The organism is Rhizobium leguminosarum, from assembly GCF_004123835.1.
Classification (GTDB): Bacteria; Pseudomonadota; Alphaproteobacteria; order Rhizobiales; family Rhizobiaceae; genus Rhizobium; species Rhizobium leguminosarum_M.
Map to the genome: position 1 here is coordinate 543,006 of NZ_MZMU01000003.1, position 21,675 is coordinate 564,680.

The following is a 21,675-nucleotide window of genomic DNA, read 5'->3' on the forward strand; positions in this document are numbered from 1 at the left end:
TGTCGTCCTAGATTTCGTCATGCCAGGTGCGGCCGTCACGCTCGATCAGCGCGATGGCCTGGCTCGGCCCCCAGGTGCCGGCCGTATAGCCCTGCACCTGCTGGCCGGTCGTTTCCCAACCTTTGAGGATCGGATCCACCCATTTCCACGCGGCTTCGACTTCGTCGCGGCGCATGAACAATGTCTGGTTGGAGCGGATCACGTCCATCAGCAGGCGCTCGTAGGCGTCGGGATTGCGGACGTTGAAGGCCTGGGCGAAGCTCATGTCGAGCGAGACGTTGCGCAGGCGCATGCCGCCTGGACCCGGATCCTTGATCATCAGCGACTGCTTGACGCCCTCGTCCGGCTGCAAGCGGATGATCAGCTGGTTGGCGACGATGCGTCCGGCCGCCTGGTCGAAGATCGCGTGCGGGATCGGCTTGAAGGTGATGACGATCTCGGACATGCGCCCGGTCAGGCGCTTGCCGGTGCGGATGTAGAAGGGAACGCCGGCCCAGCGCCAGTTGTTGATCTCGGCCTTGATGGCAACGAAGGTCTCGGTGTTCGAGACGCCGCCTTCGAGCTCTTCGAGGTAGCCCTTGACCGGGCCGGTGCCCGATGCGCCGGCGCGATACTGGCCGCGGACCGTCGCCTGCTCGACGTTGGAGGCATTGAGCGGCTTCAGCGCGCGCAGCACCTTCAGCTTCTCGTCACGCACGGCTTCCGAATCCATCGACGAGGGCACTTCCATCGCCGTCAGGCAGAGCAGCTGCAGGATGTGGTTCTGCACCATATCGCGCAGTGCGCCCGCCGTGTCGTAATAGCCGGCGCGGCCTTCGAGGCCGACCGATTCAGCCACGGTGATCTGCACGTGGTCGATGTAGTTGGCGTTCCACAGCGGCTCGTAGAGCGCGTTGGCAAAGCGCAGCGCCATCAGGTTCTGCACCGTCTCCTTGCCGAGATAGTGGTCGATGCGGAAGATCTGCTCTTCCTTGAAGGCGCGGCCGATCGTGTCGTTGAGCTGCAGCGCCGAGGCGAGGTCGCGGCCGATCGGCTTCTCGACGACAATGCGGGTCGACTTGGTGATCAGCTTGTGGTCGTGGATCTTCTGCGAAATGTCGCCAAAGATGCCGGGAGCGACCGCCAGATAGAAGGCGCGCACACGCTCCTTGCCCTCATCGAGCAGTTTCTTCAGCTGATCCCAGCCGCTGTCGGTGCGGGCGTCGACCGAGACGTAGTAGAGGCGGGCACAGAACTTCTCCACCTCAGCCTCGTCATATTCGCCCTTCTTCAGGTGTTCCTTCAGCGCATCGCGGGCAAAATTGCGGTATTCCTCGTGGGTCAACGGGCTGCGCGAGGCGCCGATCACGCGGGTCGGTTCGCTGAACTGGCCTTCGATCTGGCGATGATAAAGGGCGGGCAGCAACTTGCGTTCGGCAAGGTCGCCGCTGCCGCCGAAAACGACGTAATCAAAAGGCTCAACGGGAATGATCTGGCTGCTCATGAGCTTGTCTCTCAATCAGGCTTGGTTGGCGGCCCTTTTAATCTAATCGATTTAAAAAAGCCAGTGTGCAGTGCAATGAATCTGTCAGGCACCGGTTTTAGAGCGAATTTCCGGAAGAGGAAATCCGCAATCGGACTAAAACTTGTCGCGAAGCGCAAACCACGACAAGGCGAGGAAAAGCAACGGCGCCCGCATGCGAGCTCCGCCGGGAAAGGCTGGAATATCAAGCGATGTGAAGAGGTCGAGATCGCGCGATTTTCCAAGCACCGTTTCCGCGTAGAGCTTGCCACAGTAGTTTGACAACATGACGCCATGGCCGGAATAACCGCCGATCGAGATGACGCCGGGCATGACCTCGCGCACGAAGGGCTGGCGCGGCAGGGTGATGCCGACGCTGCCGCCCCAGGCATGGGTGATCTCGATATCCTTCAGGGCGGGGTAGATCTCGGCGATCTGCCGGCGGATGTGCTGCGAAATGTCCCGCGGATTGTCCGACGTATAGGCCTCGCGCCCGCCGAACAGCAGGCGGCCGTCGCCGAATTTGCGGAAGTAGCGCACGACGAAGCGCGAATCGGCCACGGCCTCGCCCCCGGGCAGCACATTGGGATGCCCGTCGAGCGGCGCCGTGGCGCCGATGAAGGAGCGGATCGGCATGACATGGCTTGCCGTCACCGGTTCGAGCCCGTCGATATGGCCGTCGCAGGCGATCAGAGCGCGCTCAGCGGTGATCACACCCCTTTCGGTTTCGATCGTCACCTTGCCGCCGCTCTGGCGGATCGCCGTTGCCTTGGTCATCTCGAAGACTTCAGCGCCCGCGTTGGCGGCGACCCGCGCCAGCCCCACCAGCAGCTTCAGCGGATGAATGTGGCCGGTGCCGACATCGCGCACGCCGCAATGGAAACGCTTCGAGCCGAGCCGCTCTTGCGTCTCCTTCTCGTCCATGAAGCTGATATGCGGGTAGCCGTAGCGCTCTGCGGCGATCTCGGCATTTTCATAATAGTCGCGTTTGTAGCTCGCCTTGTGTGCGACGTTGAGCTGGCCGGGCACATAGTCGATCTCGATCTGATGCTCGCGGGCGAAATCGATGAGATGGCGCTTGGCCGCTTCGGCAAGATCGAACAGCGCCTTCGAGCGTTCGTAGCCGATCTTCTCCTCGAGTTCTTCCGGCCACCAGCGCTGGCCGGTGCCGAGCTGGCCGCCATTGCGCCCGGATGCCCCGTCGCCGAAGCGGCAGGCCTCGATCAGCACGACCGAGACGCCTGCTTTGGCAAGATGATAGGCGGCCTGCAGGCCGGTATAGCCGCCGCCGATGATGGCGACGTCTGCTGTTCTCGATCCGTCGAGAGCGGCATAGGTCGGCCGCTCCCCGACGGTTGCCTGATACCAGGACAGCCCGGGCGCGATCGGGCTCTGCCAAGTCTCCTGCGATGCCATGATGCTTCCCTCACACGTTGAGCAGAAGGAATTCCCGCTCCCAGGGGCTGATCACCTGCATGAAGGTTTCGAACTCGCCGCGCTTGACGCCGGCATAAAGGCCGATGAACTGCTTGCCGAATATCTCCTCGAAGGCGGGTTCGTCCTCGAGCAGCGCCACGGCTTCCAAGAGGCCGCGCGGCAGGTCGATCGAACCCTCATTGGCCGAATCCTCGGTCGGCGCCGTCGGCTCGATCTCCTTCATGATGCCGAGCAGGCCGGAGGCAAGCGAAGCGGCGAGCGCCAGATAGGGATTGGCGTCCGAGCTCGGCAGCCGGTTTTCCACGCGCCGCGCCTGCGGATCGGAGACCGGGACACGGAAGGCGGTCGTCCGGTTGTCGTAACCCCAGGCATTGTTGACTGGGCAGGACATATCGGGCTGCAGGCGGCGGTAGGAATTCACATAGGGCGCCAGCATCGCCATCGCGCTCGGCACGAATTTCTGCATGCCGCCGATGAAATGGAAGAATTCCTTCGAAGCCGAGCCATCGGGGTTGGAGAAGATGTTCTTGCCGGTCTCGATATTCACTACCGACTGGTGGATATGCATCGCCGAACCCGGCTGGCCCTGCATCGGCTTGGCCATGAAGGTCGCGTAGATGTCGTGTTTCAGCGCCGCCTCGCGGATCGTCCGCTTGAACAGGAACACCTGGTCGGCAAGCTCGATCGGATTGCCGTGGCGCAGGTTGATTTCGAGCTGCGCCGGTCCCTCTTCATGGATCAGCGTATCGATCTCCAGCCCCTGCTTCTCCGAGAAATGATAGACGTCGTCGATCAGCTCGTCGAACTCGTTGATGCCGGCGATCGAATAGCCCTGGCCGCCGAGGATCGAGCGACCGGACCGACCTTTCGGCGGGTGCAGCGGATAGTCGGGATCGTCGTTCTTGGCGACGAGATAGAATTCGATCTCCGGCGCCACGATCGGTTTCCAGCCGCGCTCATGATAGAGGCTCATGATCCGCTTCAGCACGTTGCGCGGCGTATAGGGCACTTCGCCGCCGTCCGAATCGACGATGTCGCAGATCACCTGCGCCGTCGGGTCGGTCTCCCAGGGCACGACGGAAAGCGTCGAAAGGTCGGGCATCAGCTTCAGATCGCTGTCGCGCGGTTCGTAGCGGAAGCTCTCCGTCTCGTCGGGATATTCGCCCGAAATCGTGTGCCGGTAGATTGCCGAAGGCAGCGCCAGCGAGGTGTTCGAGGTGAACTTCGAGCTCGGCATCATTTTGCCGCGCGCAACGCCGGCAAGGTCGGGCGTGATGCATTCGATGTCTTCGATGCCCCTGTCCCGCAGCCACCGCGCTGCTTCCTTCCAGTTCGCAACGCCGCGCAGGGATCCGGGCTCCGGGGGAGTTTTCTTCGAGGCGGGTACGTTTCTGGCAGGCTTCAGCGTCGTCTTTTTTGGGGACATGACACACCGGTTTGCGTTGATCGTGGCGCCATCATAACCAGACTTTGCCAATTGGCGAGGGGTGGCAAACGTTGACTTTCGCCCTTTGATGGAAAAAGAAGACGCGGGTTTGAGCGGGGAAACAGGTTTGCAGCGCAAAAGCGACGTCATCGTCATCGGCGCCGGAGCGGCGGGCATGATGGCGGCCATCCGTGCCGGAAAACGCGGCCGTTCGGTCGTCATCCTCGACCATGCCAGGGCGCCTGGCGATAAGATCCGCATATCAGGCGGCGGCCGCTGCAATTTCACCAATATCCATACCGGGCCGAAGAATTTTCTCTCCGCCAACCCGCATTTCTGCAAGTCGGCGCTTGCCCGTTTCACGCCCGCCGATTTCATCGCCATGGTCGACCGCCACGGTATCGCCTGGCACGAGAAGACGCTGGGCCAACTCTTCTGCGACGATAGCGCCAAAGATATCATCCGCATGCTGCTGGCGGAGATGCGCATGGCCGGTGCGGCGCTGCATCTTGGCACCGAAATATCAGGCGTCGAAAAGACCGAAGCCGGCTTCCGGGTATCGACGAGCGAAGGTCACTGTGAAGCATCGTCGCTGATCGTCGCCACCGGCGGCAAATCGATCCCGAAGATGGGTGCCACCGGCTTTGCCTATCGCCTCGCCGAACAATTCGGCTTGCCCGTGCTCGAAACCCGACCCGGCCTCGTGCCGCTGACGCTCGATCCCGGCCTGCTGGAAAGCATCGCGCCGCTCGCCGGCATTGCCGCCCCGGCCGAAATTCGCCACGGCAGGACCGGCTTCCGCGAAGCGCTGCTTTTTACCCATCGCGGGCTGAGCGGCCCCGCCATCCTGCAGATCTCTTCCTATTGGCGCGAGGGCGACGAGGTCGTGGTCTCGATCGAACCGGATATCGACATTGCGGCGCATCTGAAGACGGCAAAGCAGCTCAATGGCCGTCAGTCGCCGCAGACGGCCCTCGGCGATATCCTGCCGAAGCGGCTGGCACAGTTTCTCGTGGAGCGAGAGAAAATCTCCGGCAACATGGCCGACCTGCCCGACAAGACGCTGCTGCGTCTTGCCGCCGGCGTCCAGAACTGGGCGGTCAAACCGTCCGGCTCGGAAGGCTACCGCACCGCCGAAGTGACGCTCGGCGGCATCGACACGGCAGCGCTCGATTCCCGCAGCATGGAAGCAAAAGCCGTGCCCGGCCTCTATTTCATCGGCGAATGCGTCGACGTCACCGGCTGGCTCGGCGGCTATAATTTTCAGTGGGCCTGGGCTTCCGGTTTTGCCGCCGGCGAATGCGTCTAAAGCCCTTTGTTTTGATGCATGTCGTGGCCCCAAATCCGCTGCACACTTTTTGACATGCCTTGGAAATATCCGGAGATACCGATTCAAGACTTCTTAATAGAGGTGCGCCATCCTGTCTCAATTGGCGGTTTGTAAGGTCGTTCCTAAATTAAGCTTTACCGGCAAGCCGATTTGTTGGATTGTTGTTGTGTCAGAGAGAAGTGAGGTTTCGCCATGAACAGAAACGCACGACGCGGCCGCGCCATCGCAATTGCCGAGGCAAAGCCGAACGCCCGGATGGTCACCCTGCGCTATCTGATGCTTGCAGCCGGCGCCACCGCCGCCAGCCTCGCGCTGCTGCTCTCACACTTCATCTGATCCTGTCCGCAGACCTGGAACGAACGTTGCGACATGCTCATTGTCGCACCGCGGCGTCGCGGCCCATAATTTGCAACTATTTCACTGCCTTGGCTTAACCCGCCATAATCGCTTATCCGAAAATTAATATCTAATCTGACACAATTGCTCGCGAATATTTGGGCATCTCCAAGTTGTTTGGACGTGAACTGGCAATGACTGCCGCCTGGCCTCCGGGTTCCCCAATGTAAAATAAGAACAGCTCGATGTGCACCCGGCTGGCGCCATGTGGCCGCCTGCGGGAGGAGTGGTGTATGAAAGGCCCGGAACGCCATGTTGATTGACAAGATTCTTTCCCGCTTCAGGATCAAGACCAAGGTTCTGATCTTCGTTCTGCCTTTCGTCGTCACCATTTCGGCGGTGGGCCTGACCGGCCTCTACGCTTCGGGACTTCTGCAGGGCCGGATGGAAATATCCAACAGCGTGCTGCAGTCGCTGAGCGGCTTCAAGGATCTCTATGGCTCGATGGACGATTTCCTGCGCGTCACCAGCCCTGAGGCGCGCGACAAGCTGATTGCGGATCTGAAGACCCAGCAAGGCGTGCTCGACCAGACGCTGAGCCAGGTCGGTGACGAGGCCGCCGGTCGCGACAGCCTTGCGGAAGCATCGCGCCGCACCAAGGAAATTTCGGGCGTCGTCGACAAGCTCTGGGCTCTGCATGAGCAGGAACAGGCATTGCATGAGCAGATCGACGCAGCGCAGAAGAGCGTGATCAGCACCCGTTTCACCGTGTCCTACCAGGCCGAGCAGTTGCAGAGCACCGTCCAGAGCGACGAGAGCGCCGCCACCAGCACCCTTCGCACGGCCGACCGCCTGCTGAAGGGCGGGGATTTCCTCGGCACCGTCGCCAGCGGCTTCAGCAAGCCGCAGACACCGCAGGACAAGATCGCCTTCATCAACGAACAGATGCCGGAGATCATCAAATCGCAGCGTCTGATCGCCATCTCGGTGCCAAGCAATCAGAAGAATGTCATCGACGCGCTGGCTGCGACCATCGACGGCATCAAGGCGATCGTCCAGACGCCCAATCCGACCGACGAGACCGCCACCGAACTCGGCCGTCTGATTTCGCGCTTCCGCCAGACGTCGACCTATACGCAGCTGACCGCAACGCAGAAGATGCGTGACGCGACCCAGGAATTCGCCGCGCTCGACGGCCGGATTGCCCAGGCCAACTCGGTCCTGCAGGATACGAGGCGTCTCGAAAATTCCGTCTATTCGCTGCAGATCGTTCTTTCCGACTTTCTCGCCGACTCCAGCAAGGAAAATCTCGTCCGCCTGCAGCAGCAGGCCGGCACGCTCGGCAAGGACATGCAGGTGCTGGTCACCAGCGCTAAGGGCATGGGCTTTGCCGAAGGCATATCCGGCGCGATCCAGCCGGCGCTCGACATCATCTCCGGCGGCGGCTCGAAGATCGTCGACACGATCGGCCAGCGCGTCGCGGCCTATGCCGCGGCCCGCCAGGAACTCGACCAGATCTGGAAAAAGCTGACCGATTTCGCCGAGCTGCAGAAGCAGACGGCCGGCACCGAGCGCACCCAGGCAAACAGCATCTCCGTCATGACCACCGGTCTCGGCATCCTCCTGTCGATCCTCGGTGGCATCGCCCTGGTGCTGACGCTGCAGCGCCCGATCAGCCATATCACCGCCGCCATGCGCCGCATCGCCGAAGGAGCGCTGGATACCAGTATCTCCGGCGAGCAGCGCCACGATGAAATCGGCGACATGGCCCGCGCGCTCGGCATCTTCAAGGAAAACGCCATCTCGAAGATCCGCATCGAAGAGCAGAGCGACGAGGAACGCGCCGCCGCCGAACACGAGCGCCAGCGCAATGACGCCGAAAAGCGTGAGATGGATCGTCAGATCGAATTCGCGGTCAACGCGCTCGCCGCCGGCCTCGAACGCATGTCGCAGGGCGATATCTCGACGACGATCGAAACGCCCTTCATCGGTCGTCTCGAACAGCTGCGCCAGGATTTCAACGGTTCGATGATGCGCCTGCAGGCGACGATGAGCCAGATCCGCGACAATGTCGAACTGATCCAGGGCAATGGCAACCAGATGGCCCAGTCGGCCGAGGACCTCTCCAAGCGCACCGAACAGCAGGCTGCCTCGCTCGAAGAGACAGCGGCCGCTGTCGACCAGATCACCGTCACGGTCCGCTCGTCGGCCGAACGCGCCAAGGATGCTGACCAGATCGTCCGTCAGGCCAAGCGCAGCGCCGACGATTCCGCCGTCGTCGTCAGCAATGCGATCGACGCGATGAGCCGCATCGAAGGTGCCTCGCGCCAGATCGAACAGATCATCGGCGTCATCGACGAGATCGCCTTCCAGACCAACCTCCTGGCGCTCAACGCCGGCATCGAGGCGGCGCGCGCCGGTGAGGCCGGCAAGGGCTTTGCGGTGGTCGCGATGGAGGTCCGCGAACTGGCCCAGCGCTCCGCCGCTGCGGCGCAGGAGATCAAGGGGCTGATCAACAAGTCGACCAACGAGGTCAACTCCGGCTCGCAATTCGTGCAGGAGACCGGCACGGTGCTTGCCAAGATCAGCGCCCAGATCGTCACGATCAGCCAGCATGTCGAGATGATCGCCCGCGCCAGCCATGATCAGTCCAATGCGCTGCAGAGCGTCAACGCGACGGTCAACCAGATGGACCAGATGACGCAGCAGAACGCCGCCATGGTGGAGGAGACGACTGCCGCCAGCCGCGAACTGGCCGACGAGGCCGATTCGCTGCGCAGGCTCATCCAGCAGTTCAAGATCGACGGCGAAGCCACCGGTGCGCCGGTCTATCGCGCCGCCTGATCATCGACCCACCCCGTCTTCGTGCGAACGGCCCCGAAACTTTCCGGGGCCGTTCCTATTTCTGCAAAAATAGCGCCGCGACTGAGAAGATCTGAGAGGTCGAATGCCGGGCAGTCTATCAGGCCGGGATAATCGTAAAACGCCCGGGAATGAGGCGATGAATATCTCCGGCGGTCATGATTTACGGAGAATCTTCCTTAACGCTTTTAGTCTAATTTAACCTTGGTCTATCTCCCGGGGGTCTCGATGCTGCGCCTTTTCTCTACGTCGATCGTACGCCAGATCGTTGCGATCACGCTGTTTCTGCTGGCGATCAGCACGGCCGCCATTGTCGGCGTGACCTATTACAATCTGAGCCACCATGTCATGGACGGGGCTGTCGCCGACGCGAAGGAAGCCACCCGCGCCATGGCCGTCCTCTACGGCGCGGCCGATCAGGCGGCAAAAATCGAGCTGAAGGACAACCAGCTCTCCGCTGTTACCGAAGACGCCATTCCGGCCCTTGCCGATCATTCGCTGGTCGACCGCACGGCGCAGTCGATCGCCGGTGTTGCGACCATCTTCCAAAAGCAGGGCAGCGACTACGTCCGCATATCCACCAACGTCAAGAAGGAAAACGGTGACCGCGCCGTCGGTACCAAGCTCGTCGCCGAACACCCCGCCCAGCCGGTTCTCGCCAGGGGCGAGGCCTATTACGGCCCGGCGGTGCTTTTCGGCCGCCAGTTCATCACTGGTTACTTCCCCATCAAGAACGCGTCGAACGCCAATGTCGGCATTCTCTTCATCGGCATTCCGATGGAGGTCTATTATCAGCGCATGTATGAGCTGCAGATCCTGGTTCTCGGCGTCGGCGCCATCGTCATGCTGATCGTCGGTGTTGTCGCCTTTTATGCGATCCGCCTGTCGGTGAAGCCTTTGCAGGCGCTGACCGCGAGCGTCCACTCGATTTCCGCGGGCGATCTCGAAGGGGCGATCCCTTGTGTCGACAAGAAGAACGAGTTCGGCGACATCGGCCGGGCCTTGGCGCTTTTCCGCGATAGCGCCCGCGCAAGGCGCGACCTGGAAACCCAGGCTGCCGAACAGCGCGCCTTGAGCGATGCCGAACGCGCCAGGAACGATGCCGACAAGCGCTCGCTCGACGGCCAGATCGACTTTGCCGTCAACCAGCTTGCCGCCGGCCTCGGGCGCCTGTCGCAGGGCGATGTCTCGCAGACGATCGGCACGCCCTTCGTTGGCCGGCTGGAGCAGCTGCGCGTCGATTTCAACGCTTCCCTCTTGCGGCTCCAGGATACGCTGTCCGGTATCCGTGACAGCGCCGCGACGATCCAGCGCAACAGCGGCGCTGTCTCCGCCTCTGCCGGCGAGCTTTCGAAACGCACCGAGGCGCAGGCGGCCAACCTTGAGGAGACTGCGGCCGCGGTGGAAGAGATCACCGTGACGGTTCGTTCGTCCGCCGAGCGTGCCCGTGAAGCCAACAATGTCGTGGCTGCGACCAAGAAGACGGCCGACAATTCCGGCGCCGTCGTCGGCGATGCCGTCGCCGCCATGGATCGCATTGAGCAGGCTTCTCAGCGTATCGAGCAGATCATCGAGGTGATCGACGACATCGCCTTCCAGACCAATCTTCTGGCGCTGAATGCCGGCATCGAGGCGGCGCGGGCCGGCGAGGCGGGCAAGGGTTTTGCCGTCGTCGCCCAGGAAGTGCGCGAACTCGCCCAGCGCTCGGCCGATGCGGCGCGCGAGATCAAGTCGCTCATCGAGACATCGAGTCGCGAAGTGACGGCAGGGTCCGAACTGGTCCAGAAGACCGGCAGCGTCCTTGCCTCGATCAGCCAGGAGATCATCGCGATCAGCGGCCATGTCGAAACCATCGCCACCGCCAGCCGCGATCAGTCGGCCGCGCTGCAGGAGGTCAACGGTTCGGTCAACGCCATGGACCAGATGACCCAGAAGAACGCGGCGATGGTTGCCGAGACGACGCAGGCAAGCCGCCTGCTTGCCGGCGAGGCCGATACGCTGATGGCGCTGATCGAGCGGTTCCGCATCGTCGCAGAATCGGCACCGGCTCATCTCGGAGCAAGAAGAGTAGCCTGAACCGCGCAGCCGCAGCCACTACGGGATTGCGCTACGGCTTTGCGTCGCCTTCCGAGGTGGAGGTCGAGCGACGTCAGCCAAGCGGTAAAGCCAATAAGGCTATTGTTTCCGAACTCGGCATAGAATCTGTCCTCTTCCGCCTTGCCACCGCTTCGCTGGGGATAGTGCCGATAGCCGATGGTGCCTGCGATGGTGAGCATGTCGATCATGACAATGTCCTTTCCTGTGTAAGACATCACCTGATCTAGGCGTCGAATTTCTCTTTATAAACGGGAAAAATCTCGCTATGTTTTTCATCGATGAAAAACGCGAGTTGGGATTCCTATCAGCTATTCCTGCAGGTGGCCCGGCTTGGCGGGCTGACGGGGGCAAGCACCGCAAGCGGGCTCAGTCCTGCGACTGTCGGCCGGCGCATGCTTGATCTCGAGCAGGAAATCGGCCGTGCATTGTTTTCGCGCAGCCAGACCGGATACCGTCTGACCCAGGATGGCCAGGCGCTGCTCGACCACCTGCAGGAAATGGAGGCCGCCGCCCGCAAGGTGGCGGCGTGGCGGCAGTCCGGCGAGGGCGCCACCACCGTCAGGGTCGCCGCCGGCACCTGGCTCGCCTGGCTGCTGACCGAGAATTTCGCCGCAATCCGCATGCCGGGCGATGCCTTCGCCATTTCGCTCACCATCGGCGAGGCGCGGGCGAGCCTTGCCTATCGTGAAAGCGATATCGGTATTCGCGCCTTCGAGCCTGAAGAGGCCAATCTTGCCGCACGTCTGCTCGGCGAGGTGGCCTATGCCGTCTATGTCAGGCGCAACGCCGCCGAGACCGACGAGCGCTGGATTGCAGTCGCCGAGGAAGAGGCGATATCGGCCTATCTGCGCTGGCCGCATACCCATGCCGGGACGGGGATCGTCGCCACGGTCAATCGGCCGCGTTCGCTGCCGGATCTGGTGCGCGCTGGCGCCGGCAAGACGGTGCTTCCCTGTTTCGTCGGCGATCTCCATCCCGAATTGCAGCGGCAAGGCAGCGAGTTGCCGGAATTGCGCCACCGGCAATGGATCGTCATGAATGCCGAGGACCGCCACCGCCCGGAGATCCGCACGGTCGCCGACCGCATGACCAAGCTCATCAAAAGTTATGCCGATCTCTTCGCCGGAAAACGACCGAGCCGCGGCTGAAGCATGTCGCCCAAAACTGCGCAGCGGTTTTGGCACTACGCCATGCATCCAATAGAGACGTCGAGCGCCGCGCGCCCGATAGGTCGCACGGCGATTGAAGAAGCGGGCCGACGTCATCGGCCCGCCGGCCGGCTTTGGTCAATGCCGGTTGGTGACGACGACCGGAATCAGCAGGTCGCCCCAGTTGCCGTCGCCGCCGTGATGACGGGCCGAGCGCACCAGTTCGACCGAGACGCCGGCCTCGACGGCTTTCATGACCGATTGGTTCAGCCGATGCAGGTCGTTGGCGAGCATGCGGATCGTCGTCTGCTGATCCTCGCTCATGCTGGTCGTCTGCTCCTCGGCTCGTTCCCGGACGCGTGTAGTGGATGCCATGATCTTCTCCTCCTCTTCGGGCTATTCCGCAGCCGGCTTGAACTGCGCATGTTCAGTTGAATCGTGCATCGCCGTGGTCGAAGACCGGCCGCCGGTGATGGCGAGCGACACGGCGTCGAAATAGCCGGTGCCGACCTCGCGCTGATGTTTGGTGGCGGTATAGCCGTTGACCTCGGCGTCGAATTCCGCCTGCTGCAGCTCGGAATAGGCCGACATCTGCCGCTGCTTGTAGCCGCGCGCCAGTTCGTACATGCCGTAATTCAGCTGGTGGAAGCCGGCGAGCGTGATGAACTGGAACTTGTAGCCCATCGCCCCGAGCTCGCGCTGGAACTTCGCGATCGTCGCCTCGTCGAGGTTCTTCTTCCAGTTGAACGAAGGCGAGCAATTATAGGCGAGCAGCTTGCCGGGATAGACCTTGTGCACGCCTTCGGCAAAACGCCGCGCCTGATCGAGGTCCGGCTTCGAGGTCTCGCACCAGATCAGATCGCAGTGCGGCGCATAGGCGACGGCGCGCGCGATGCACGGCTCGATGCCGTTTCGCACCTGATAGAAACCTTCGACCGTACGGCCGGCATCATAGTCGACGAAGGGCTGGTCGCGCTCGTCGATGTCTGACGTCAAGAGCTTTGCCGCCTCCGCGTCGGTGCGGGCGATGACCAGTGTCGCAACGCCCATGACATCGGCGGCAAGCCGTGCGGCGTCGAGATTGCGGATATGGGCGGCCGTCGGGATCAGCACTTTGCCGCCGAGATGGCCGCATTTCTTCTCCGAGGCGAGCTGGTCCTCGAAGTGAACGCCCGCGGCACCCGCCTCGATATAGGCCTTCATGATTTCGAAGGCGTTGAGCGGTCCGCCGAAGCCTGCTTCCGCATCGGCAACGATCGGCGCGAACCAGGTCTCGACGGAAAGTCCCTGGGCTTCCGAGGTCTCGATCTGATCGGCGCGCTGCAGCGTGCGGTTGATGCGTTTGGCAAGTTCCGGACCGGCATTGGCCGGATAGAGGGACTGGTCGGGATACATCGCCGATGCCGTATTGGCGTCGGCCGCCACCTGCCAGCCGGAGAGATAGATCGCCTTCAGCCCGGCGCGCACCATCTGCATGGCCTGGTTGCCGGAAAGTGCGCCGAGCGCATTGACGAAATCATCCTGATGCAGAAGCCGCCACAACCGGTCCGCCCCCATTTCGGCCAGCGTATGGCTGAGCGCCACCGAGCCCCTGAGCCGCTGCACGTCATCGGCCGAGTAAGGTCTTTCGATACCGTCGAAACGGCCTGCTGATGCGTTTGGAACAAGCTTGTAAAAATCCGTCATGCTGCTCTCCTCACTAAAAAACCCGACAAAGGTGCTGCATGACAAGATTGACAATATGAGTCGATATGACCAGAAAAACCTTTGATTTCTTGCTCGGAAAGAGGTTAAGATGAGGAGGATTGACAGAGCGGCGCTGTGAATTTGTAAAATTTTGTAAATATGAGCGCTCCTTCCTGTCAAAGGGTGTGACATGGCGGAACGAAAGATATTCGCAGGCCCGAAAGTCAGGCGCATCCGCAATGCGCTGGCGCTGACGCAGACCGCCATGGCCGAGGCGCTTGAAATATCGCCGTCCTATCTGAACCTGATCGAGCGCAACCAGCGGCCGTTGACGGTGCAGCTCCTTCTCAAGCTTGCAAGCGTCTACCGGGTCGATCTGGAAGAGTTGCGGGGGCAGACCGGCGGCAGTCTCGGCCAGCTCAAGGAGGTCTTTGCCGATCCGCTGCTGTCGGGCGAGTTGCCGGGTGATCAGGAATTGGTGGAGGTGGCCGAGGCGGCACCCAATGCCGCGAGCGGCATGATCAAGCTCTACCGCGCCTATCGCGAGCAGGCGGCAAGGCTGTCCGATCTGACGGCGCTGATGGCCGCCGAAGGGCATGCGCCGGTCGCCGCCGGCCGCTTGCCGCTGGACGAGGTGCGCGAGACGCTGGAGCGCCGGTCCGGATATTTCGGACGGATCGAGACGGCGGCGGAAGCCTTTGCCGCAACGCTCCCCGGCGGCCTCGATCTTGCCGCCGGGCTGAAGGACTGGTTGCGTTCCGAGCGCGGCATCGCGGTGCGTGTCCTGCCCGTCCACGTCATGCCGGATCTGCGCCGCCGTTTCGATCGCCATTCGATGCGGCTCTTCATCTCGGAGCGCCTGTCACAGGCCGACCGGGCGCACGAGATCGCCGTCGAGGCCGCGACTCTGGTCCTGCTGCCGGCAATCGATGCCGAACTCGACGATCTCTCGCTCTCCTCCGCCGAGGCGCGCCGTATCGCCCGCTTCGAGCTTGCCCGCATCGCCGCGCTGGCGCTTGCAATGCCCTACGAGGCCTTTCTTTCGGCGGCGAAGGCGACGCGCTACGATATCGATATTCTGCGCGCGCGCTTCGGCGTGTCCTTCGGCCAAGCCGCCGCGAGGCTTGCCATGCTGCAGCGGCCTGGGGCGGCCGCCATTCCCTTCTTCCTGATCGAGATCGATGCCGCCGGCCACCGGCTGCGCAGGGCGGGCGCGCAGGGCTTTCCGCAGGCCCGTTTCGGCGGCGGCTGTCCGAAGCTCAATATCCATGCCGCCTTCCTGCAGCCGGGCCAGATCCTCGCCGAAACGGTCGTCATGCCTGACGGCGCATCCTTCCTGACGGTCGCCCGCACCCTGGAGGGACCGAGCGTCGAATTCGGCGAAAGGGTCAGGCGCACCGCGATCCTGGTCGGTTGCGACGCTGCCCTTGGCGAGGGTGTGGTCTATGGGCAGGCGACGGCGCTCGAGCCGGTCGCGATCGGTCCGGCCTGCCGCCTCTGCGAGCGGCGCGGCTGCCTTTCCCGCGCCGAGCCGCCGGTGACGAGACCGCTCGGGCTCGACGAGATGGTGGCAGGCCTCAGCGCCTTCGATTTCCAGTGATTGTGAAATCATTGAGGGCGCAGGATTTTACGCTTGTGGGCTGTGAAATTCCTTCTTAGTCTGCATCGAAAACCAGAGGGAAAAGATGTCCGGGAGTGCGGAATCTTTGAACAAACAGGAGAAGTCATGAGGTCATCCATTCTATGCGTCACGGCCGCCGCCGTTACCGCACTCCTTGCTGCCGCGCCGGCCTATGCGCAGGAGCGCGTGGTCAACGTCTACAATTGGTCGGATTATATCGACGACTCCATTCTGACCGACTTCACCAAGGAAACCGGCATCAAGGTCGTCTACGACACCTTTGATTCCAACGAGACCGTGGAAACCAAGCTGCTTGCCGGCGGTACGGGTTATGACGTCGTCGTTCCCACAGCCGACTTCCTGCAGCGCCAGATCCAGGCCGGCGTTTTCCAGAAGCTCGACAAGTCGAAACTGCCGAATCTTTCCAATATGTGGGATGTGATCCAGCAGCGCACCGCCGAATATGACGCCGGTAACGAACACGCGGTCGATTACATGTGGGGTACGGACGGCATCGGCTACAACGTCAAGAAGGTCGCTGAAATCCTCGGTCCCGATGTCAAGCCCGGCCTCGAAGTGATCTTCGATCCGAAGGTCGCCGAAAAGTTCAAGGATTGCGGCATTTACGTTCTCGACACGCCGAAGGACGTCATCTCCACGGCGTTCCGTTATCTCGGCCTCGACCCGAACTCCACAAAGGCTGAGGATTTCAAGAAGGCCGAAGAGCTGCTGACGGCTGTGCGCCCCAATATCCGCAAGTTCCACTCGTCCGAATACATCAATGCGCTTGCCAACGGCGACATCTGCATCGCCTTCGGCTATTCCGGCGACATGCTGCAGGCTCGCGACCGTGCGGCCGAAGCCAAGAACGGCGTCGAAGTCAATTATTCGATCCCCTCGCAGGGCGCCCAGATGTGGTTCGACATGATGGCGATCCCCGCCGATGCGCCCCATGTCGCGGAAGCCCACGAGTTCCTGAACTACATGATGAAGCCTGAGGTCATCGCCAAGGCGAGCGACCATACTTTCTATGCCAACGGCAACAAGGCTTCGCAGCAGTTCGTCAGCAAGGACATTCTGGAAGACCCGGCGATCTATCCGACCGAAGAGGTGATGAAGAACCTCTTCACGGTCAAGCCGTGGGATCCGAAAACGCAGCGTCTGGGGACGCGCCTCTGGACGAAGGTCGTCACCGGCCAGTAATTCAGCCTTAGGCCCGGACGGAAACGTCCGGGCCTTTCAATTACCGGCCGGGGTGGAGGCCGGCAGAACCTTGTATTTCGGGGAATAATATGAAGTCTCTCGGCAATATCCGCCGCGCTTTTGCGCCTTGGACCGATCCGTCCGCAAAACCCTTCATTGCTTTCAAGAATGTCACCAAGCGCTTTGGCGATTTTACCGCCGTCGACGATCTGTCGCTGAAAATCTATCACCGCGAGTTCTTCGCGCTGCTCGGCGCCTCGGGTTGCGGCAAGTCGACGCTGCTGCGCATGCTGGCCGGTTTCGAGCAGCCGACTTCGGGCGAAATCGTGCTCGACGGCACCGACATGGCCGGCACGCCGCCCTACAAGCGGCCGGTCAACATGATGTTCCAATCCTATGCGCTTTTCCCGCACATGACGGTCGAGAAGAATATCGCTTTCGGCCTGAGGCAGGACGGCATGTCGAAGGACGAGATGGCCGAGCGTGTCTCGCAGATGCTGAAGCTGGTTAAGCTTGAGCAGTTCGCCTCCCGCAAGCCGAACCAGCTTTCCGGCGGCCAGCGCCAGCGCGTGGCGCTGGCCCGCTCGCTTGCCAAGCGCCCGAAGGTGCTGCTGCTCGACGAACCGCTCGGCGCGCTCGACAAGAAGCTGCGCGAGGAAACCCAGTTCGAGCTGATGGACCTGCAGCAGAACCTCGGCCTCACCTTCGTCGTCGTCACCCACGACCAGGAAGAGGCGATGACCATGGCCGACCGCATCGCCGTCATGAGCCACGGCAAGGTCGTGCAGGTAGCGACGCCGGCGGAGATCTACGAGGCGCCGAATTCCCGCTTCGTCGCGGATTTCATCGGCGACGTGAACATCTTCGACGGCAAGGTCGCCTCATCGGGCAACGGTACCATCGAGATCGCCATCAACAGCGGCTTCAGCGTGCGCGTCGCCTCTTCCGAGACACCCTCGGCCGGCAGCGCCGTCGGCTTCGCCATCCGGCCGGAAAAGATGCGGGTCGGGCGCACGCCTCCCGCCAACGCTTCGATCAACGCCGCCAGGGGCGAACTCTGGGACATCGCCTATCTCGGCGACATGACCGTCTTCCATGTAAAATTGCAGAGCGGCACTGTCGTCAAGGCCTCGTCCCTCAATGCGCAGCGTTCCGTCGACGACCCCTTCACCTACGATCAGGAAGTCTGGGTCTCCTTCGATGAGAATGCCGGCATTCTGCTGAAGGATTGACATCATGGGCAAGCTCACGTCCGGCCTCTACAATCGCCTCGTTATCGCCATCCCCTATACTTGGCTGCTGCTCTTCTTCCTGGCTCCCTTCTTCATCGTTTTCCGCATTTCGCTCTCGACGACGGCAATCGCCATGCCGCCTTACGAGCCCGTCTTCTCGCTTGCCGACGGTTGGGCCGGGCTCTGGAGCAAGATCGGCGAGCTCTCCTTCGACAACTACAGCTACCTCACCGAGGACTCGCTCTATTTCAATGCCTATGTCTCGAGCGTGGTGATTGCCGGAATCTCCACCTTCCTCACACTGCTGATCGCCTATCCGATTGCCTATGGCATGGCACAGGCGCCGCGCACCATCCGCCCGACGCTGGTGATGCTGGTCATCCTGCCGTTCTGGACAAGCTTCCTGATCCGCGTTTATTCCTGGATCGCGATCCTGAAGCCGGAAGGGCTCTTCAACCAGCTTCTCCTGTCGCTGCACATCATCGACAGCCCGCTGATCATCCTCAACACCAATACCGCCGTCTATATCGGCATCGTCTATTCCTATCTGCCCTTCATGGTGCTGCCGCTCTATTCGGCTCTGGAAAAGATGGACGGTACGCTGATCGAAGCGGCGCAGGATCTTGGTTGCACGCCGATCAAGGCCTTCTGGCGCGTCACCTTTCCGCTGTCGATCCCTGGCGTGGTGGCCGGCTGCATGCTGGTCTTCATTCCCGCCGTCGGTGAATTCGTCATTCCCGACCTGCTCGGCGGTTCGCAGACGCTGATGATTGGCAAGACGCTCTGGAACGAATTCAATGCCAACCGCGATTGGCCGGTCTCCTCGGCGGTAGCAACGATCCTGCTGATGATCCTGGTGATCCCGATCGTCTTCTTCCAGAACGCCCAGGCCAAGGCCGAAGAGCGGGGGAAATAAGTCATGCTGAGATGGACCCGTTTCAATATCATCTCCGTCACGCTCGGTTTTGCCTTTCTCTACCTGCCGATCGTGCTCCTGGTGATCTTCTCCTTCAACGAATCGAAGCTCGTCACCGTCTGGGGCGGCTTCTCCACCAAGTGGTATGTCTCGCTGCTCTCGAACCAGGGCCTGCTCGACGCCGCCTGGGTGACGATCCGTGTCGGCCTGCTGTCGGCAACGGCCGCAACCATCCTCGGCACGATGGCTGCGCTGACGCTGGTGCGCTACACGCGCTTTCGCGGCCGCATGCTGTTTTCGGGCATGATCTACGCGCCGCTCGTCATGCCTGACGTCATAACCGGCCTGTCACTGCTGTTGCTCTTCGTCGCGATTGGCTTCGACCGCGGTTTCTGGACGATCACGCTCGCGCATACGACGCTGACCATGTGCTTCGTCGCCGTCGTCGTGCAGTCGCGCCTGTTGAGCTTCGATCAATCGATCGAGGAAGCGGCGCAGGATCTCGGCGCGCCGCCGGTGCGGACTTTCTTCGAGATCACCCTGCCGATCATCGCGCCGGCTGTGCTCTCCGGCTGGATCCTTGCCTTCACCCTGTCGCTTGACGATCTGGTGATCGCCAGTTTCACGTCGGGGCCGGGTGCCACCACGCTGCCGATGAGGATCTACAGCCAGGTGCGCCTCGGCGTGACGCCGGAAATCAATGCGGTGTGCACGATCCTGATCGCGATCGTGACCGTTGGCGTCATCTGCGCCTCGGTCGTCACCAAGCGCCGTGAAATCCAGCGACAGCGGGACGAGCGTGCGGCAGCCGCCGGCGCCTGATGCCGTGCGACGCGCTTTATTGCGCCTGAGGCGTATTGCCGAAAAGCGGAACCGGCGAGATCACCGGGTTCGGCCATGAGCCGCCGATGAAGAACGGCAGAAGCGGCAGCTCCGCTGCCTTGGCCGGATCGGTCGCCGCCAGCGATCCGGAAAGCGCCAGCCCGTTCGACTGATAGGTGATGACGCCGGAAAGTGTCAGCGTCTGTGTGGCGCCGGCGATATGGGCGTCGTGCATCTCGGCGGAGCCGTTGGCGAAATCGGCCTGAAGGTTGAGCTGGTTGAAGGCGAAGGCGCCGCCTGCTGCCGCGCTCAGCGGAAAGAACGGCTTTTCGGCCGCCTGCGTCCGGACTGCTGCAGCATCGATGCCGGGAATCGTGCCTTCCCCCGTCCAGAAGTGCAGCCTGCCGGTGACGTCGGCAAGGCCGGTCGTCCAGATCGCCTTCGGCGACTGCAGGTCGAGATCGAGCGATCCGGTCGCAAGCGGCAGCGGACCCTTCAGCTGCAGGCGCTCGGCAAGGGCTGCGAAGTCGGCATTGCGGATCGACAGCTGCAGCTTGCCGCCGCCGTCGAAGTCGCGCTGCGTCGCTTCCAGATGCGCGGTCATTTCACCGCCTTCGAACTGGCTGTCGCCAATATCGAATTTCGCCTCACCGCCGGCAACGATCATGCTGGCGCCGACATTGGAGAGTTCGAAGAGACCCATCTGCGCGCGCCGTGCCGAAAGCCTGACGTCGACATCCAGCACCCGCAGCGGTCCGCTTATACCGGCGGAGATTTCCTCCGCCTCGCCGGCGGCGAGCCTGAGCGCGAAGGCGTCGAGGAAGGGCTTGAGGTTCATCTGGTCGAAGGCGAGCGTGCCGCCGATTTTCGGTCGTTTGCCGGGTTGGGTGAAAAGGTCCATCACCCCGGTGGCGCTCGCTTCGTTCAGCGAGAGGCTGAGATTGTTGAAACGAAGCCCGTTGCCCGACGACATGATATCGGATTCCAGCGAGGCGCTCTTCAACGTTGCGATGCCGGGGATCGACTTCCCGGACCACGTCAGAAGTGCGGGCACATCGGGAATGCTGGCGGTGATATTGCCGGAAAAGGCCGAAAGGCTGGCGATGCTGGCAATGCCCTGGAAGTGCGCGGTCAAAAGGTTTGATGTGAGCGACGTCCGGGTCTCGGCATTCCTGCCGGCAAAGGCGAGCAGCGGCTGGCGCGAGGCGAAATCGACTTTCAGGTCCTCGCCGTTGATACGGGCGATGACCACCGCCGAGATCGCGCCGGATAGCCTGGGCCAGGCGATATCGGCGGTGACGCTGTCGAAATGATAGGTCGTGGCGGACTTGATGTCGGTGACCACAAGCGTGCCGTCCTCGACGGTCACCGCGCCGATCTCGGCATCGAGATCGGGATCGAGCACCTCAGCTCCGTTTTCGTAACGTACGCCGCTGATCGCGCGTGCGAGCAGGCCGGCATAACTCCAGTCGATCAGCCCTTTTTCGTCGCGCGTCAGCGCCAGGGTGGGGCGCACCAGGTGGAATTCGTGGAAGCTCGTCCGGCCTCTCAACGCGTCGATGAGGCTGAAATCGGCCGACAGGCTTTCAATGCTGCCGAGCAGCTTGTCGCCGCTTTCGCGCGGTTGGCGGATGGTGATCTGATTCAGCGTGATGCGTGGCGTCGGCCAGAATTCGAGAACCGGGCTACCCTTGATCTCGGCATGGTAACCCGTCCATTTCGACAGCGTGTCCTCGATGCCGGAGCGCACGAAACCGGTCGAGATGAGATAGGGGGCGGCAACCCTGAGCGCCACGAAAAGCGCCAGCGCGATCAGCAGGAATACCGTCGACAGGCGGGCGAAGGCCGGAAGCCAGCGCGAAACGGGTCCGATCTTCCTGCGCCACCTGCGATGTCTTGACGTGCTCATGATCTCCGCCGGCAAATTCAGCCGGTCATCCCGTTATGCGCTGATTTCGCCGGATATAGGAAATATCAGGCATATGCAAATCCCTACAGCGCTGCGCGTCTTTTCAGACGCGCAAAGGACGACGCGATAGGCGACGGATCGCGTCGGTT

Annotated in this window: 17 protein-coding genes; 10 read left to right on the forward strand and 7 right to left on the reverse strand. The window is 62.0% G+C overall.

The genetic code is table 11. The annotated features are described in order from the left end of the window. Positions 1–7 precede the first annotated feature (7 nt). From zwf to B5P46_RS06440, 3 genes are all read right to left on the reverse strand, one after another. Entirely contained in the window at positions 8–1,483 is a 1,476-nt protein-coding gene (gene zwf, locus B5P46_RS06430) for a glucose-6-phosphate dehydrogenase (protein ID WP_129417961.1), read from the reverse strand. A 135-nt stretch (positions 1,484–1,618) separates the two neighbouring features. Further along, on the reverse strand, positions 1,619–2,917 hold the full coding sequence (locus B5P46_RS06435) for an NAD(P)/FAD-dependent oxidoreductase (RefSeq protein WP_129417962.1): 1,299 nt from the start codon (positions 2,915–2,917) through the stop codon (positions 1,619–1,621). A gap of 10 nt (positions 2,918–2,927) precedes the next feature. Further along, on the reverse strand, positions 2,928–4,364 hold the full coding sequence (locus B5P46_RS06440; RefSeq protein WP_129417963.1) for a glutamine synthetase family protein: 1,437 nt from the start codon (positions 4,362–4,364) through the stop codon (positions 2,928–2,930). 88 nt (positions 4,365–4,452) lie between these two features. Between B5P46_RS06440 and B5P46_RS06445 the strand changes: the two genes are divergently transcribed. The 4 genes from B5P46_RS06445 (at position 4,453) to B5P46_RS06455 (ending at position 10,968) form a co-directional block, all read left to right on the forward strand. Beyond that, complete coding sequence (locus B5P46_RS06445) at positions 4,453–5,673, forward strand: NAD(P)/FAD-dependent oxidoreductase (RefSeq protein ID WP_129417964.1); 1,221 nt, start codon at positions 4,453–4,455, stop codon at positions 5,671–5,673. A 213-nt stretch (positions 5,674–5,886) separates the two neighbouring features. Then, positions 5,887–6,030, forward strand: coding sequence for a hypothetical protein (locus B5P46_RS34295; protein ID WP_164986456.1), 144 nt, complete (start codon positions 5,887–5,889; stop codon positions 6,028–6,030). Positions 6,031–6,342: 312 nt separating this feature from the next. Beyond that, on the forward strand, positions 6,343–8,874 hold the full coding sequence (locus B5P46_RS06450; RefSeq protein ID WP_129417965.1) for a methyl-accepting chemotaxis protein: 2,532 nt from the start codon (positions 6,343–6,345) through the stop codon (positions 8,872–8,874). Positions 8,875–9,120: 246 nt separating this feature from the next. Then, positions 9,121–10,968 carry a methyl-accepting chemotaxis protein gene (locus B5P46_RS06455; RefSeq protein WP_129417966.1) on the forward strand — a complete coding sequence of 616 codons (1,848 nt, stop codon included), beginning with the start codon at positions 9,121–9,123 and terminating at the stop codon, positions 10,966–10,968. Here the strand turns inward: B5P46_RS06455 and B5P46_RS06460 are convergent. After that, positions 10,941–11,177 carry a hypothetical protein gene (locus B5P46_RS06460; RefSeq protein ID WP_129417967.1) on the reverse strand — a complete coding sequence of 79 codons (237 nt, stop codon included), beginning with the start codon at positions 11,175–11,177 and terminating at the stop codon, positions 10,941–10,943. The two genes, B5P46_RS06455 and B5P46_RS06460, sit on opposite strands and share 28 nt — an antisense overlap. A gap of 90 nt (positions 11,178–11,267) precedes the next feature. On the opposite strand from B5P46_RS06460, the gene B5P46_RS06465 reads away from it, so the two are divergent. Beyond that, positions 11,268–12,137 (forward strand): LysR family transcriptional regulator, encoded by an 870-nt coding sequence (locus tag B5P46_RS06465; protein ID WP_129417968.1) that lies wholly within the window; start codon positions 11,268–11,270, stop codon positions 12,135–12,137. Positions 12,138–12,275: 138 nt separating this feature from the next. Here B5P46_RS06465 and B5P46_RS06470 read toward each other — a convergent pair whose 3' ends face one another. Then, entirely contained in the window at positions 12,276–12,512 is a 237-nt protein-coding gene (locus B5P46_RS06470; RefSeq protein ID WP_129417969.1) for an SMc00767 family acetate metabolism repressor, read from the reverse strand. 21 nt (positions 12,513–12,533) lie between these two features. Next, positions 12,534–13,823 carry an isocitrate lyase gene (aceA, locus tag B5P46_RS06475; RefSeq protein ID WP_129417970.1) on the reverse strand — a complete coding sequence of 430 codons (1,290 nt, stop codon included), beginning with the start codon at positions 13,821–13,823 and terminating at the stop codon, positions 12,534–12,536. A 190-nt stretch (positions 13,824–14,013) separates the two neighbouring features. Here aceA and B5P46_RS06480 point away from each other — a divergent pair, with 190 nt between their 5' ends. The 5 genes from B5P46_RS06480 (at position 14,014) to B5P46_RS06500 (ending at position 19,617) form a co-directional block, all read left to right on the forward strand. Then, the gene (locus B5P46_RS06480; RefSeq protein WP_129417971.1) at positions 14,014–15,423 is read left to right on the forward strand and encodes a helix-turn-helix domain-containing protein; all 1,410 of its coding nucleotides are present in this window, start codon (positions 14,014–14,016) and stop codon (positions 15,421–15,423) included. A gap of 126 nt (positions 15,424–15,549) precedes the next feature. Then, positions 15,550–16,647 carry a polyamine ABC transporter substrate-binding protein gene (locus tag B5P46_RS06485; RefSeq protein WP_129417972.1) on the forward strand — a complete coding sequence of 366 codons (1,098 nt, stop codon included), beginning with the start codon at positions 15,550–15,552 and terminating at the stop codon, positions 16,645–16,647. Between the two features lie 89 nt (positions 16,648–16,736). Then, positions 16,737–17,879: an ABC transporter ATP-binding protein gene (locus B5P46_RS06490; RefSeq protein ID WP_129417973.1), complete on the forward strand. Its 1,143-nt coding sequence runs from the start codon at positions 16,737–16,739 to the stop codon at positions 17,877–17,879. A gap of 4 nt (positions 17,880–17,883) precedes the next feature. Continuing rightward, positions 17,884–18,795, forward strand: a complete 912-nt coding sequence (locus tag B5P46_RS06495) for an ABC transporter permease subunit (protein WP_129417974.1) — start codon at positions 17,884–17,886, stop codon at positions 18,793–18,795. 3 nt (positions 18,796–18,798) lie between these two features. Further along, on the forward strand, positions 18,799–19,617 hold the full coding sequence (locus tag B5P46_RS06500; protein ID WP_129417975.1) for an ABC transporter permease: 819 nt from the start codon (positions 18,799–18,801) through the stop codon (positions 19,615–19,617). A 16-nt stretch (positions 19,618–19,633) separates the two neighbouring features. Here B5P46_RS06500 and B5P46_RS06505 read toward each other — a convergent pair whose 3' ends face one another. Continuing rightward, the gene (locus B5P46_RS06505; RefSeq protein ID WP_129417976.1) at positions 19,634–21,526 is read right to left on the reverse strand and encodes an AsmA family protein; all 1,893 of its coding nucleotides are present in this window, start codon (positions 21,524–21,526) and stop codon (positions 19,634–19,636) included. Positions 21,527–21,675 lie beyond the last annotated feature (149 nt).

What these genes read in the sequence shown, in the direction of transcription:
- B5P46_RS06460 (WP_129417967.1), bottom strand. Translation starts at nt 11,177, where the DNA reads ATGATCGACATGCTCACCATCGCAGGCACCATCGGCTATCGGCACTAT.
- B5P46_RS06500 (WP_129417975.1), top strand. Translation starts at nt 18,799, where the DNA reads ATGCTGAGATGGACCCGTTTCAATATCATCTCCGTCACGCTCGGTTTT.
- B5P46_RS06470 (WP_129417969.1), bottom strand. Translation starts at nt 12,512, where the DNA reads ATGGCATCCACTACACGCGTCCGGGAACGAGCCGAGGAGCAGACGACC.
- B5P46_RS06505 (WP_129417976.1), bottom strand. Translation starts at nt 21,526, where the DNA reads ATGAGCACGTCAAGACATCGCAGGTGGCGCAGGAAGATCGGACCCGTT.
- B5P46_RS06450 (WP_129417965.1), top strand. Translation starts at nt 6,343, where the DNA reads ATGTTGATTGACAAGATTCTTTCCCGCTTCAGGATCAAGACCAAGGTT.
- B5P46_RS06445 (WP_129417964.1), top strand. Translation starts at nt 4,453, where the DNA reads ATGGAAAAAGAAGACGCGGGTTTGAGCGGGGAAACAGGTTTGCAGCGC.
- B5P46_RS06455 (WP_129417966.1), top strand. Translation starts at nt 9,121, where the DNA reads ATGCTGCGCCTTTTCTCTACGTCGATCGTACGCCAGATCGTTGCGATC.
- B5P46_RS06435 (WP_129417962.1), bottom strand. Translation starts at nt 2,917, where the DNA reads ATGGCATCGCAGGAGACTTGGCAGAGCCCGATCGCGCCCGGGCTGTCC.
- aceA (WP_129417970.1), bottom strand. Translation starts at nt 13,823, where the DNA reads ATGACGGATTTTTACAAGCTTGTTCCAAACGCATCAGCAGGCCGTTTC.
- B5P46_RS06480 (WP_129417971.1), top strand. Translation starts at nt 14,014, where the DNA reads ATGGCGGAACGAAAGATATTCGCAGGCCCGAAAGTCAGGCGCATCCGC.
- B5P46_RS34295 (WP_164986456.1), top strand. Translation starts at nt 5,887, where the DNA reads ATGAACAGAAACGCACGACGCGGCCGCGCCATCGCAATTGCCGAGGCA.
- B5P46_RS06485 (WP_129417972.1), top strand. Translation starts at nt 15,550, where the DNA reads ATGAGGTCATCCATTCTATGCGTCACGGCCGCCGCCGTTACCGCACTC.
- B5P46_RS06440 (WP_129417963.1), bottom strand. Translation starts at nt 4,364, where the DNA reads ATGTCCCCAAAAAAGACGACGCTGAAGCCTGCCAGAAACGTACCCGCC.
- zwf (WP_129417961.1), bottom strand. Translation starts at nt 1,483, where the DNA reads ATGAGCAGCCAGATCATTCCCGTTGAGCCTTTTGATTACGTCGTTTTC.
- B5P46_RS06495 (WP_129417974.1), top strand. Translation starts at nt 17,884, where the DNA reads ATGGGCAAGCTCACGTCCGGCCTCTACAATCGCCTCGTTATCGCCATC.
- B5P46_RS06465 (WP_129417968.1), top strand. Translation starts at nt 11,268, where the DNA reads ATGAAAAACGCGAGTTGGGATTCCTATCAGCTATTCCTGCAGGTGGCC.
- B5P46_RS06490 (WP_129417973.1), top strand. Translation starts at nt 16,737, where the DNA reads ATGAAGTCTCTCGGCAATATCCGCCGCGCTTTTGCGCCTTGGACCGAT.